Source organism: Citrobacter europaeus, from assembly GCA_020099315.1.
In the GTDB taxonomy this organism is placed as follows: Bacteria; Pseudomonadota; Gammaproteobacteria; order Enterobacterales; family Enterobacteriaceae; genus Citrobacter; species Citrobacter europaeus.
Map to the genome: position 1 here is coordinate 3,916,660 of CP083650.1, position 13,899 is coordinate 3,930,558.

General features: G+C 51.6%; 12 protein-coding genes. 6 read left to right on the top strand and 6 right to left on the bottom strand.

Going from position 1 to position 13,899, the window contains the following annotated elements; all coding sequences use genetic code 11:
• Positions 1 to 145: 145 nt before the first annotated feature.
• The 3 genes from LA337_18355 (at position 146) to LA337_18365 (ending at position 5,131) form a co-directional block, all read left to right on the top strand.
• Positions 146 to 1,489: a TolC family outer membrane protein gene (locus LA337_18355; protein ID UBI15109.1), complete on the top strand. Its 1,344-nt coding sequence runs from the start codon at positions 146 to 148 to the stop codon at positions 1,487 to 1,489.
• A gap of 89 nt (positions 1,490 to 1,578) precedes the next feature.
• Positions 1,579 to 3,771 carry a type I secretion system permease/ATPase gene (locus LA337_18360; GenBank protein ID UBI15110.1) on the top strand — a complete coding sequence of 731 codons (2,193 nt, stop codon included), beginning with the start codon at positions 1,579 to 1,581 and terminating at the stop codon, positions 3,769 to 3,771.
• A complete protein-coding gene (locus LA337_18365) occupies positions 3,758 to 5,131 on the top strand; it encodes an HlyD family type I secretion periplasmic adaptor subunit (GenBank protein UBI15111.1) in 1,374 nt (457 codons plus the stop codon). The genes LA337_18360 and LA337_18365 overlap by 14 nt, the downstream gene beginning before the upstream one ends.
• Positions 5,132 to 5,172: 41 nt before the next feature.
• On the opposite strand, the gene LA337_18370 is transcribed toward LA337_18365, so the two are convergent.
• Complete coding sequence (locus tag LA337_18370) at positions 5,173 to 5,778, bottom strand: helix-turn-helix domain-containing protein (GenBank protein UBI15112.1); 606 nt, start codon at positions 5,776 to 5,778, stop codon at positions 5,173 to 5,175.
• Positions 5,779 to 6,054: 276 nt separating this feature from the next.
• Between LA337_18370 and LA337_18375 the strand changes: the two genes are divergently transcribed.
• The 3 genes from LA337_18375 to mutS all read left to right on the top strand — a co-directional run bounded on the left by LA337_18375 (position 6,055) and on the right by mutS (position 10,303).
• Positions 6,055 to 7,017, top strand: a complete 963-nt coding sequence (locus LA337_18375; GenBank protein UBI15113.1) for a winged helix-turn-helix domain-containing protein — start codon at positions 6,055 to 6,057, stop codon at positions 7,015 to 7,017.
• Entirely contained in the window at positions 7,017 to 7,529 is a 513-nt protein-coding gene (locus tag LA337_18380; GenBank protein UBI15114.1) for a hypothetical protein, read from the top strand. Before LA337_18375 ends, LA337_18380 begins: the two co-directional genes overlap by 1 nt.
• 206 nt (positions 7,530 to 7,735) lie before the next feature.
• Positions 7,736 to 10,303, top strand: a complete 2,568-nt coding sequence (mutS, locus tag LA337_18385; GenBank protein ID UBI15115.1) for a DNA mismatch repair protein MutS — start codon at positions 7,736 to 7,738, stop codon at positions 10,301 to 10,303.
• Between the two features lie 120 nt (positions 10,304 to 10,423).
• Here the strand turns inward: mutS and LA337_18390 are convergent, their stop codons facing one another.
• The 5 genes from LA337_18390 to LA337_18410 all read right to left on the bottom strand — a co-directional run bounded on the left by LA337_18390 (position 10,424) and on the right by LA337_18410 (position 13,779).
• The gene (locus LA337_18390; GenBank protein ID UBI15116.1) at positions 10,424 to 10,576 is read right to left on the bottom strand and encodes a type I toxin-antitoxin system Hok family toxin; all 153 of its coding nucleotides are present in this window, start codon (positions 10,574 to 10,576) and stop codon (positions 10,424 to 10,426) included.
• A 302-nt stretch (positions 10,577 to 10,878) separates the two neighbouring features.
• Positions 10,879 to 11,421 carry a hypothetical protein gene (locus LA337_18395; GenBank protein UBI15117.1) on the bottom strand — a complete coding sequence of 181 codons (543 nt, stop codon included), beginning with the start codon at positions 11,419 to 11,421 and terminating at the stop codon, positions 10,879 to 10,881.
• Positions 11,422 to 11,511: 90 nt separating this feature from the next.
• Positions 11,512 to 11,748 (bottom strand): hypothetical protein, encoded by a 237-nt coding sequence (locus LA337_18400; GenBank protein ID UBI15118.1) that lies wholly within the window; start codon positions 11,746 to 11,748, stop codon positions 11,512 to 11,514.
• 10 nt (positions 11,749 to 11,758) lie between these two features.
• On the bottom strand, positions 11,759 to 13,186 hold the full coding sequence (locus LA337_18405; protein UBI15119.1) for a UbiD family decarboxylase: 1,428 nt from the start codon (positions 13,184 to 13,186) through the stop codon (positions 11,759 to 11,761).
• Positions 13,186 to 13,779: a UbiX family flavin prenyltransferase gene (locus LA337_18410; GenBank protein UBI15120.1), complete on the bottom strand. Its 594-nt coding sequence runs from the start codon at positions 13,777 to 13,779 to the stop codon at positions 13,186 to 13,188. The genes LA337_18405 and LA337_18410 overlap by 1 nt, the downstream gene beginning before the upstream one ends.
• Positions 13,780 to 13,899: the final 120 nt, after the last annotated feature.

Consider the following 13,899-nt stretch of genomic DNA (forward strand, 5'->3'; position numbering starts at 1 on the left):
TGTGACAAAACATGTCGTCGAATAGCTGATAACAGCCATTAATTAAGATAATTCATATTTGTTAATTAATATAACGCATTTGTAAAAATGGATGATAGCGACGACAACTGGATGTCATAACCGTGAGATATAAGGCATTCATGTCATGAAGAAGTTTTTAGTTTTTCTGCTTTCGTGCTTTTCAATAAATGTAGCAATTGCAGAAGACTTACAAAATACCGTTAAAGAAGCATTAGCGAATCATCCAGAAGTTAATGCCGCAATAAATAGCCGTTATTCCTCAGAGCAAGAACTGCGGGCGGCACAAGGCGGCTATTTACCGTCCCTGAATCTGAACGCAGAAGCCGGGCGCAAAAATGTTGATGATGCGACTACCCGCGCGGCAGGTCGCAATAACGGTCTGACTCAATCGCCTAACGAAGCGACTCTCAGCCTTGAGCAAAATGTGTTCAACGGTTTTGCCACCAATAGCGAAGTGGCGCGGCAAAAAGCGACCGTTGACTCGCGCGCCTACGGCGTAATGAACACCAGCGAAAGTACCGCTTATGCCGTAATTCAGGCCTATTTCGATGTGCTGCAACGCGAAGAGTTTGTGCGCCTTGCAGAAGACGACCTGGCGAATCATGAGCGCATTTACGACCAGATAAAACTGCGTACCGATCAGGGCGTTGGTCGCTCCGGAGACTTTATGCAGGCCGAAGCGCGTCTGGCCCAGGCGCGTAACAATCTGCTGACCGAGCAGACCAATCTGGAAGACGCGAAAACCACCTTTGTCAGCGTAACGGGCATGGATCCGCAGGGCTTAAGCCAGCCAGAGAGCATTGACTCTCATCTGCCGACCTCGCTGGAAGAAGCCAAAAGCCGAATGGAGAAAAATAATCCATTACTGAAGTCCGCCAATGCGGATATCGAAGCTGCGCACCAGCAATATGAGGCCTCGAAATCAACTTTCTATCCACGCGTAGACGTAGAGCTTTCCCGCGGGATTAGCAACAACACCGATACCACCCGCGCACAAACCGAAGAATGGGAGGCGATGGTTAAACTGCATTACAACCTGTACCAGGGCGGCAGCGACAAAGCCAATATGAACTCCCGCGCTTATCTGCACAAGCAGGCTCAGGATGTGCGCAATAACACGCTTCGCCAGTTGAATCAGGAGCTGCGCCTGGCCTGGACAGCGCTGCAAAACGCACGCGCCCAGCTTCCTTCTGCAGAAGAATATGCCGACCGAAGCGTCAAAGTGCGCACGGCTTATCAGGATCAATTCAGTCTTGGCGAACGTACCCTGCTGGATTTACTCGATAGTGAAAATGAAGTGTTCTCCTCTAAACGTCGCCTTGTTGAATTACGTTATCTGGCAATGACCAGCGGCTATCGAATTAGCGAACGCACCGGTGAATTAATGAATATTCTAAAAATCACACCGCCGCCGTCAGGGCAACCGGTAGATTCTGCAGAAGAAAATAGTTTACCGGAACTTAATTAATAATTATTAATACCCATTAAATCTCTGACCTACATGCTTATTATAAGCCTGCTATTATTTAACCGTGTACGGTCAGAATGGTTGCGAAAATGAGTGCACAAGCCGAATTATTAAATGACGTCCCCGAGAATTATGTTCCGCCAGGTTCTCAATATCACGACCCACGTAGCCATAATGACGACCCGTTATTAGATAGCTTACTTATTCTGTGTTCTCTGCATGGTAAACCGGCGAGTCGTTCAACACTCAGCAGCGGTCTGCCATTAGAAAACGATCGGCTCACGCTGAATATATTTCCACGCGCGGCGGCAAGAGCCGGTTTAAAAGCGCGAGTCGTCAGGCGCACGCTCGATAAAATTCCGGGAATGTCTTTGCCAGCAGTGTTGTTATTGAACGCTGGCGGAACCGGCGTATTGTTAGCATGGAACGATGACGGCAGCGCCCGCTTTATGCCCAGCGAAAGCGAAGGTGGAGAAATTTGCGTCGATTTAGCCACGCTTGAGCGCAACTATGCGGGTAAAGTCATTTTTGCGCATCCGCGTCATGAATTCGATTTGCAGGCGGAAGCCTTCCTGCCACGCACTAAATCCTGGTTTAAAGACACGCTGAAGCTATCACGCTTTCTGTATATGGATGCGGTGCTGGCCAGCCTGCTGATCAACCTGATTGCGCTCGGCACGCCGCTTTTTACCATGAACGTCTATGACCGCGTCGTGCCAAACCAGGCAACGGTCACGTTATGGGTGTTGGCGGTGGGGATTTGTCTGGCCTTTATCTTTGATCTGATCCTGAAAATGCTACGCGGTATCTGTTTGGATCTTGCGGGTAAAAAAAGCGATCTCATCATCTCCTCGACCCTGTTTGAACGCATTATCGGCATGGAGATGAAAGAGCGCCCTGCGCGGGTGGGGAGCTTTGCGCAAAACATTCATGAATTCCAGTCGCTGCGTGATTTCCTCTCATCGCTCACGCTGACGACGATTATCGATCTGCCCTTCACCCTGTTGCTGCTGATCGTTATCGGCATTATCGGCGGCGCCCTGGCATGGATCCCGATACTGACATTGCCGATTGCCTTGCTGTGTAGTTGGGCGCTGCAAAAACCGGTCAACGACGCGGTGGCAAAAACCATGAGCCTCGCCAGCGAACGTCAGGCATTGCTGATTGAAACCCTGGGCAGCCTGGATGCCATCAAAGTGAACAATGCCCAAAGTGAACGCCAGTTCCAGTGGGAACAGACGCTGGGCAGCCTGAGTCGTCTGGAACTGCGCGTCAAAACCTTGTCCAGCCTGGCAAGCAACCTCACCGGCTGGTTCCAGCAAATTTCGGGCGTGGTGATGATCATCGTCGGGGTATACATGATTATCGGCGGTAAGCTGAGTATGGGTGGTTTGATCGCCTGCTACATGCTCAATGGTCGCGCTCTGATGCCGCTGGGCCAGCTTACCGGCCTTATCGCCCGCTATCAGCAGGCGAAGCTCACCATCAAAAATACCGAGAAAATGATGTCGCTGGCGCAGGAGCGTCGCGCGGATGAAAATCCGCTCAAGCGGGAACAGTTACAGGGCAGCATTGAATTTCGCGATGTGGATTTCAGCTATCCGGAACAACAAACCCTGTCGCTGCACAAAATAAACCTGACCATTCAGCCCGGTGAGCGCATCGGCATTATCGGACGCAGCGGTTCCGGTAAAAGTTCACTGAGTAAACTTATCGTCAATTTGTACCAGCCGAGCGCCGGGAATCTGCTGATCGACGGTATCGACTCTCGTCAGTTGGATGTGAACGATCTGCGCCACAGCATCGGCTACGTGCCGCAGGACATCCAGTTGTTCAACGGCACGCTGCGCGACAACCTGCTGTGCGGGGCGCGCTATGTCGACGACGAAACCATGCTGCGAGCGGCAGAACTGGCAGGCGTCAACGATTTCGCCCGTCTGCATCCTGACGGCTATAACCTACAGGTCGGTGAGCGCGGCTCTCAGCTTTCCGGCGGTCAACGGCAGGCGGTGGCGCTCGCGCGCGCGCTGCTGTTGGATCCCCCTCTCCTGCTACTGGATGAACCCACCAGTTCGATGGACAACACCAGCGAAGAGAAGATCAAACACGCGCTGGCTCCCTGCATCGCGGGAAAAACGTTATTACTGGTCACGCACCGCGCCTCCATGCTGTCGCTGGTTGACCGTCTGATTATTGTTGATAAAGGACGCATCATCGCAGACGGCCCGAAAGCGGTAGTGATGGATGCGTTGAAAAAGGGGCAGATTAATGCATCTCGCTGATTTCCTGGCTCGAGCCCGCCGCTACTTACAGCATTACTTTCGCGGCCGTGATGAAAATCAAACCGACAGTATTAATGAGGTCAGCCAGGCCATTATTGATGACGCCCCGAGAGTAATACGACTGACGCTGTGGACGATCCTCGCGCTGGTGGTTTTGTCTTTCGTGTGGGCCGGCTTTGCAAAAATTGATGAAGTTACGCGCGGCGAAGGTAAGGCAATCCCTTCATCTAAGCTGCAAAAAATACAGAACCTGGAAGGGGGGATTGTCACCGAGCTGTATGTGCATGAAGGGCAAATCGTTAACGCCGGAACCCCATTACTGCACCTCGATGACACGCGTTTCGCCTCCAACGTTGGCGAAACTGAAGCCGATAAGCTCGGTCTGCGCGCCAAGGTAGAACGCCTGACGGCGGAAGTTGAGAACCGCGACTTTATTATTTCCCCAGAGATAGCCAGCCAGGCGCCGGATGTCGCCCGGGGAGAAACAGAGCTGTACAACAGCCGCCGGGAGCAGTTTCACAACGAAATATCCGGGCTCGAAGAACAGTTGGTGCAGAAAAAACAGGAGTTGCGCGACTTTGAATCGAAGGAGGATCAGTTTAAGCACAGCCTTGGGTTAATCCGTCAGGAAATCAAAATGTCCGAACCGCTGCTCGCCTCAGGCGCCATTTCAAAAGTCGAACTGCTGCGCCTGCATCGTACCGAAGTAGAAACCGCCGGGCAGCTCAATTCTATTAGCCTGTCGCTGCCCAAGGCCGCATCAGAAATTAAAGAGATTGAGAATAAAATCGGTGAAAGCCGTGGCCGTTTCCAGAGCGATGCGCTGGCCCAGCTCAACGAGGCGCGTACCAATCTGAGCAAGACTCAGGCCAGCGTAAAAGCGTTAGAAGACCGGGTGAATCGGACCATGGTCACCTCACCGGTGCGCGGTATCGTTCAGCAGGTGATGGTGAACACTATCGGTGGCGTCATTCAGCCGGGCAGCGACCTGGTGGAAATCGTACCGCTGGATGACAAGCTGTTAATCGAAGCCAAAATACAACCGCGCGATATCGCCTTCCTCCATCCAGGCCAGCATGCGATGGTGAAATTTACCGCTTACGATTACACCATCTATGGCGGTCTGCAAGGCGAAGTGGTGCAGATAAGCCCAGACACCGTGACCGACAAGCAGGGGCGAAGCTTTTATGTTGTGCGCCTGCAAACGGACAAAAACTACCTGGGAACAAAAGAGCATCCGATGCTTATCATTCCCGGCATGGTGGCGAGCGTCGATATTCTCACCGGTAAGAAAACGATTCTGAGCTATTTGTTAAAACCGATTATTCGCGCACGCGCGGAGGCACTCAGAGAACGTTGATCGGTTGTGCTCCCTTTCATTATTGTCAGGGAGCGCAGAAATTATAACGGCATGCAAAAGGAAAGTTTTCCGCGATTCAGGGTGATTTTCCCGTCATTAACCAGCTCCTGTAACACCTTATGGATGGCGCTGCGTGAGATATGATTGCGGGTCAAAATAAAGGTATACACGGACGTTTTCTCTCGGACATCGGGCTGCATTGCCCAGATATATTTCACGTGTTCAATAATCTGCTCGCGAATAGTGCGGTGCGATTGCAACGCCTCGCGCTGGAAATAACGTTGAAGATGGTGCGTTAAGATATCAAACGCCTGCTTCCATAAGTTTTTAGCGGTAAACAGAAGATCGGCGTTTTGTACGCTCATCGCCCACATCTCGCAATCGGTGTCACAACGTAAATAGTGTCCGGCCACTTCCGTACGCATTTGTGGCAGACCGAGAATAGCCGGTGCAGAAATACTCACCGTGACTAAATCATTTTCCACGCGATAAACAGAGACAGTCCCTTTCTCCAGAAACAAGATATTGCCATCAATCTTCAAATCAATACGCTGACGTTTTTTACGTAACGACAGCCAGGCATTATCTGACTTCTTCATTTCATCGCCAACGAGCACTACAGCATTTTCAATTTCTTTCTGGAACATAGGACTCTCTACCGCAAATTAAGGCTTTGTCAAATGAGGATAAATTTACTTAGCACGAAAAATAAATGTCAGCCTGCAAACAAGCTGACATTTATTCCCTTCTACATCTACCACCAACATTCCCTGGTGCCGTTGACGCGTTCAGGCTTCTGCTCTTTTCGCGTGGTGGTGCCAGGCAGTATAGGGCGCTGTCCATAAAGAATTAATGGCAATCATCTTTGTCGATATTTTTTCATCTTTCTGTTCTTTGCAATGTAACCAAAAAGATACAATCAATTGATTTATATATGGTTTATTTTCATTAAAAAGTTATCATTGTTGTTATATTATGATACTAAATTGAAACATTTAGCGGTTCTCGCTGTAGAGTCGGGTCCATACTGGTGGTCTTTATGGGCAAAGTGGTATCATGACTCACCAACCGCCTGGCGCATCAGCAAGAGTAGAGACCTTATGTCTGAGACTGGCAATGTCAGTTATCTGATTGAAAAAATAATAATATTTACGCCAGCGACGCAATGTCTGGCGCGGGTAGATCAACCCAATCAACGGATAAAACTCAAACACTCGGCGTCATTATGTCTTTTATTACTTATTCAACATCGCGGGCAAGTGGTTTCACAAAACGAACTGCTGGAATTCGGCTGGGGTAAAAATCACCGTCAGGTGAGCTTCAACGCCTTTTATCAAAGCATTCTCTCTTTGCGTAAAAGTCTGCTGCAACTAGAGCTGGAACAACCGCTTATCACTACGATCCCCCGCAAAGGGCTAATCATTCAGGATGAATGTGATATTCAGGTGATTGAAACACCAGAAGACAGCCCTTCTTCTACGGTTGAACATTTAGCACCGGATGTCGCCATCGAAGAACTATTGCCTTGCGCACCGCGTCAACCTTTGATGACTACTGCAGAAATGGTAATGCTGACCATTACCCTGATAATTTGTGTGCTTATATTGTATCCGTGGCAAACCAGCGATAACTATTTCTCTGGCTATATCACTGTGGGCAAAGCACCCACTGACTGTCAGTATTATTTTAATAACGATGCCAGTAATTTCTCTCGACATACCGCGTTTATCGACAAAAATCCGGGGCTGTGTCAAAGCCATAAATTTATCTATATCACCACCTATCCTGAATCCAAGAAATTGTCCGTGCTTGTGTGTCGCTCACCGATGAAAGCCAGGCAGGAAAATGCCTGTCAGTCGGTTTATTACCCACGGTATGATAGCTAATGAATTTTTATCCCAGAACGCCCCGCATTCAGACAGGTATTATCCTGCTGCTTTGTTTTGTTACGCTAATTGTCGCCGTCGTCTATCGGTACAGTAAAAACAATGGCGAGTTACATAATCTGACCTGCCGTTCAGCTATCGAGATTGTACGCAATACCACTTCGTTCCGTGGCATCATTGATATAAAAACCGGCGGCAGCAAAGGTATTGTGAATATTGATGGCATTATCAAAGATGCCGAAAATAATGAGCAGACCGTGCAGCGCATGGTACTTTTTACACAATCCAGCTACGGCTCAAGCCCGGTCTGGATTTCGCAGAAAATCCAGATATCTAATCGTGAAACGGCACCCGCCACTCTCATTCAGGAATTGCTCCCCGACTTTTTTCTCACCAACACCAGCGTATCTAACGTCGATTTTTTTGCGCTGAATAGCGAGACGTATCTGATTACCAAAGAGGGGATCCCCTATCTCTACTGCCAGAACTATGCGTTGCCGGAAAATGAATAATCAATAAGGGTTCTGACGGCAAAACCTACGGGTGAATCTCAGTCGTTGTCGGTGATAAGATAGGCCATTCTGGTCGAACCAAGGCTCGTCGTTACTGCCCTTCAGGCGGCTTTCGAATGACAAATTTGTGGGTTTATGTGAGTTTCCAGGGGCTCACGTGAGACTGCCCAGGTACCCAAAAAGATTAAAAAAAGAGCAAAAACAATATGAAAGAGTCACTTGATACGGACTTCACTAACCATACGCCCATGATGCAGCAGTATCTCAAGCTGAAGGCTCAGCACCCGGAAATACTGCTGTTTTACCGCATGGGCGACTTTTACGAACTGTTTTATGACGATGCGAAACGCGCGTCTCAGCTGCTTGATATCTCCCTGACCAAACGCGGTGCATCTGCGGGCGAGCCAATCCCGATGGCGGGCATTCCTCATCATGCCGTAGAAAACTACCTCGCCAAGCTGGTCAATCAGGGCGAGTCCGTTGCTATTTGTGAGCAAATTGGCGATCCGGCGACCAGCAAAGGTCCGGTAGAACGCAAGGTGGTGCGTATTGTCACGCCAGGCACCATCAGTGATGAAGCACTGCTGCAGGAACGCCAGGACAACCTGCTGGCTGCCATCTGGCAGGACAGTAAAGGTTATGGTTACGCAACGCTTGATATCAGCTCCGGGCGTTTTCGCGTCAGTGAACCTGCTGACCGCGAAACCATGGCCGCAGAATTGCAGCGCACCAACCCCGCAGAACTGCTGTATGCCGAAGATTTCGCCGAAACCTCATTGATTGAAGGGCGTCGCGGCCTGCGTCGTCGCCCACTGTGGGAATTCGAAATTGATACCGCCCGCCAGCAGTTAAACCTGCAGTTTGGCACGCGGGATTTAATCGGCTTTGGCGTGGAAAACGCCCCGCGCGGACTTTGCGCTGCCGGTTGTCTGTTGCAGTACGTAAAAGATACCCAGCGCACCTCGCTGCCGCATATTCGTTCCATCACCATGGAGCGCCAGCAGGACAGCATCATCATGGACGCCGCCACTCGCCGCAATCTGGAAATTACCCAGAACCTGGCAGGCGGCTTTGAAAACACGCTGGCTTCGGTACTCGACTGCACCGTAACGCCGATGGGTAGCCGTATGCTCAAGCGCTGGCTGCATATGCCGGTGCGCGACACTAAAATCCTCACCGAGCGCCAACAAACCATCGGCGCGCTGCAGGATACCACCAGCGAATTACAACCCGTACTGCGTCAGGTAGGCGACCTGGAACGTATTCTGGCCCGCCTGGCCCTGCGTACCGCGCGCCCACGCGATCTGGCCCGGATGCGTCATGCTTTCCAGCAATTACCGGAACTGCGCGCACAGCTGGAAAACGTAGACAGTGCCCCCGTGCAAATGCTGCGCGAGAAAATGGGTGAGTTTACCGAGCTGCGTGAACTGCTGGAACGCGCCGTGGTGGAAGCTCCGCCGGTGCTGGTACGCGACGGCGGCGTCATTGCCCCGGGCTACAACGAAGAGCTGGACGAATGGCGGGCGCTGGCTGATGGCGCAACCGACTACCTCGACAGACTGGAAATCCGCGAACGCGAACGCACCGGTCTGGACACGCTGAAGGTCGGGTTTAACGCCGTACACGGCTACTATATTCAGATCAGCCGCGGGCAAAGTCATCTGGCGCCGATTAACTACGTGCGTCGCCAGACGTTGAAAAACGCCGAACGCTACATTATTCCGGAACTGAAAGAGTACGAAGACAAAGTTCTGACCTCAAAAGGCAAAGCGCTGGCGCTGGAAAAACAGCTGTACGACGAACTGTTCGACATGCTGCTGCCGCACCTGGCTGATTTGCAACAGAGCGCCAGCGCGTTGGCGGAACTGGACGTACTGGTCAACCTCGCGGAACGTGCTTATACCCTGAATTACACCTGCCCGACCTTCACCGACAAGCCTGGTATTCGTATTACCGAGGGACGTCATCCGGTGGTGGAACAGGTGCTGACCGAGCCGTTTATTGCTAACCCGCTTAACCTCTCGCCTCAGCGACGGATGCTGATCATCACCGGCCCGAACATGGGGGGTAAAAGTACCTATATGCGTCAGACCGCGTTGATTGCTCTGCTGGCCTATATCGGCAGCTACGTTCCGGCGCAGAAAGTGGAGATCGGGCCTATCGATCGCATCTTTACCCGCGTTGGCGCGGCGGATGATCTGGCATCCGGTCGCTCTACCTTCATGGTAGAAATGACCGAAACCGCCAACATTCTGCACAACGCCACCGAGAACAGCCTGGTGCTGATGGATGAGATTGGACGCGGCACCTCCACCTACGACGGCCTGTCGCTGGCGTGGGCGTGCGCAGAAAACCTCGCCAATAAAATCAAAGCATTAACGTTATTTGCCACCCACTACTTCGAACTGACTCAGTTACCGGAGAAGATGGAGGGCGTAGCAAATGTGCATCTGGATGCATTAGAGCACGGCGATACCATCGCCTTCATGCACAGCGTACAGGATGGCGCGGCGAGCAAGAGCTATGGCCTGGCGGTCGCAGCCCTGGCAGGTGTGCCGAAAGAGGTTATTAAACGGGCGCGGCAAAAACTGCGTGAACTGGAAAGCATCGCGCCGAATGTTGCTGCGACCCAGGTCGACGGCACGCAGATGTCGCTGCTATCGGTTCCGGAAGAAACATCACCCGCCGTTGAAGCGCTGGAAAATCTCGATCCGGATTCGCTAACGCCCCGCCAGGCGCTGGAGTGGATCTACCGATTGAAGAGTCTGGTGTAACGTTGTAATGCCCGATGGCGCCTGGCTTATCGGGCCTACAACAACTGGCGCGTACTTCGGGAATGGGTGCGAGAGGACAAAACCAGGCCATCAGGACGCGGGGTTTCCCCCGCGTTGTTGCTACTTCTTCGGTTCGTAAGCGAGAACAGCTTTAAACTCCATATTACGCTCTTTAATACTTAACTCGCACAGCGAATCTCGTACCATTAACGTAAATCCCAGCACCGTGAAACACAGCACTACAATCGCCACCAGGGCATATTTTGTCAGCATGTCTTGCCTCCCTGCAAAGAAGAGACTAACATCCAAATGGTCTAGGTTTGAACGCTAGCCTCAGGTTGATAGAACTATCTCCTGGGGCTTTTGTCTTTCCGGGACCTTGCAAATGCTCAAAGCTCAGAAAGCCTCAAGCACCCGCCGCTATTCTATTCCAGGCGCCATCTCCTCGAACAATTTAAGCCATTTGCTACGAGCCTGCTCGCAAAATAACGAACCCCGGATATTCCGAGGCTTAATATTAGTGCGTTGTGACGCTGCGCTTATCGGGCCGACATGAACTACCATTTCCAGGCCCCTCAGCGTTGCGCCATCGGCGTACAAGTCTGAAGAATGACGCCAGAAATAGAATCTTTGCTATATTGCCTGACCGTATAGCTCGGCGGTTCACTAACGGTAATATCTGTATAATTAGCGTACGTAACACGTTGTTCCCGAAAAAGTTCACGCACTGTATTCGCCATTTCAGGATTTCCAGGAAAATCAACCCGCAGGGTTGAAAGATCGAGCTCACTACGTATTTTTCGCTGCTCTTCTTGGATATTTTCTTCCACCGAAACAGACACATACATATAGGGCTTTTCTGCATTAACGATTGAATAGGTTATCGCACTATCATAATAGAGATGATGAAATTGCCGACCCGTTATCGTCATTACGGACATAATCTGTACTGGAATTGTGCCATCCCCACTCTTAACGTCCATGTGGGCCTGACATTTAATAACAGAGCCAACGGACCCGCTATTATAGATTTGCATGATTTGTTCATGTGATGCGCTTTGCGCGCCAGAACTCATTCCCAGTAAAGATAATAAAACGACTCGCCGATAGAGTGACATATTTCTGAAAACATCCTTGTTGTCATGCTGCAAAAAAGAACTTAAGCAATTGTATACCGGGTAAGGCGAAGCCGCACCCGGCTATGTTGATTAGCGCTTATCTTCCGCCAGCAGCGGCGGGATACTCGGCACCATCGGCGCATCATCAATATCTTTTTGCGTCATGCGAAACGCTTGCGGGTAGTGCTCGCGGCTGGTGCGGCGTAGCGGTTCGGTATTACGCCAGGTATACAGACAATGCTGGCACTGATATACCGTCCAGACGCCTTTCACCGGCGAGTTTGCCATCACTTCAATATGTTCATCGGCACAACGTGGACAAATCATCTGCTACTCCTTATTTACGGTTGGCCAGCATGGCGGTCAGCTTTTCAGCCCAGGCTTTCGTTTCCGGTAAATCGCATACCGGCTGGCTGTAGTGCCCACGGTTATCCGGCGCAACCGGCGTGGTCGCATCAATAATTAACTTGTCGGTAATCCCCGCCGGGCTGGAACCCGGATCAAGTTCCAGCACCGACATATTCGGCAGTTGCACCAGATCTCCCGCCGGATTGACCTTCGAAGACAGCGCCCACATCACCTGCGGCAGGTTGAACGGGTCAACATCCTCATCAACCATAATCACCATTTTCACGTAACCCAGGCCATGCGGCGTCGTCATTGCGCGCAGCCCCACCGCGCGGGCAAAGCCGCCGTAACGTTTTTTGGTTGAGATAATCGCCAGCAAACCGTGGGTGTACATGGCGTTTACCGCCTGCACTTCCGGGAATTCAGCTTTCAGCTGTTGATAAAGCGGTACGCAGGTTGCAGGACCCATCAGGTAGTCAATCTCCGTCCACGGCATCCCCAGATACAGCGATTCAAAGATCGGTTTGGTGCGATAAGAGACTTTATCGATACGCACGACGGTCATGTTACGTCCACCGGAATAGTGACCGGTAAACTCACCAAACGGACCTTCGATTTCACGTTTACGGCTTTCAATGACCCCTTCAAGGATCACTTCTGACCCCCAGGGTACGTCAAAGCCGGTGAGCGGTGCGGTAGCGATCGGGTACGGACTTTCACGCAGCGCCCCCGCCATTTCGTATTCCGACTGATCGTACTTCAGCGGCGTAGCTCCCATCAGGGTGATGATCGGATCGTTACCCAGCGTGATGGCGATCGGCAGATCTTCACCACGTTCTTCGGCTTTATGCAGATGCAGCGCAATATCGTGCATCGGCACCGGTTGCAGACCAAGCTTGCGCTTGCCCTTGACTTCCATACGATAGATGCCGACGTTCTGTTTGCCAAAATTGTCAGGATCCAGCGGATCGCGCGACACCACGCAGGCTTTATCAAGATAAAAACCCCCGTCGCCATCGTTGAGGCGAAACAGCGGCAGAATATCAAACAGGTTGATCTCATCACCATCAACACAGTTTTCAGCCCACGCAGGGTTGGCACGACGCTCCGGCGTAACCGGAAATTTATCCCAACGGCGGATAAACTCATCAATCTGTTTTTTCACCGGGGTATTTGGCGGCAGACCTAAAGAGATGGCGTGATTCTGCCACGAGCCGATGGTGTTCATCGCCACGCGGGCGTCGGTAAATCCACGAATATTGTCAAACCACAGCGCCGGGGCGCCGTCGCCAATACGCCCGGTTGCGTTGGCCGCCGCCGCCAGATCCGGCTCGGCGTTGACCTCTTCACTGATTTTCAGCAGTTGTCCCTGGTCGTCCAGCGCCTGCAAAAAGCTGCGCAAATCATCAAATGCCATTATTCATTCTCCTGTGCAAAATTCTGCGCCTGTCGTAATCCCTGCCAGCGACGGGCGTTGGGGTGTTCCAGACCAAACTGATCGAGCACGCGAGCCACAATGTGCTGCGTGATGTCATCGACCGTTTGCGGGTGGTTATAAAACGCGGGCATCGGGGGAACCATCGCGACGCCCATGCGGGAAAGCGCGAGCATGTTTTCCAGATGAATGGTGCTAAGCGGCATTTCACGCGGCACCAGTACCAGCTTGCGCCCTTCTTTCAGCACCACATCAGCGGCACGCCCTACCAGTCCTTCCGCGTAGCCTGCACGAATACCGGCCAGGGTTTTCATACTGCAGGGGATAATGATCATGCCGTCAGTACGAAACGACCCGGAGGAGATGGTTGCCGCCTGGTCTGCCGGGTTGTGGCAAAAATCGGCCAACGCAGACACCTCGCGGACGCTGTACGGCGTTTCCAGTTCAATTGTGGTTTTGGCCCACTTTGACAGCACCAGATGAGTTTCCACCCCCGGCATTTCCCGCAGCGCCTGCAGTAGCGACACGCCAAGCGGTGCGCCGGTTGCCCCGGTCATTCCTACAATCAGTCTCATGCAACCCTCAAATTTGTTCGTGTACGAACATTTTATCAAAATACTCCCTCGATGCATTTCGGGCAAGAGCAACTCGCACTGATTGCTAAAGCAGCAATGGTTAAACTATGACGCGTTACC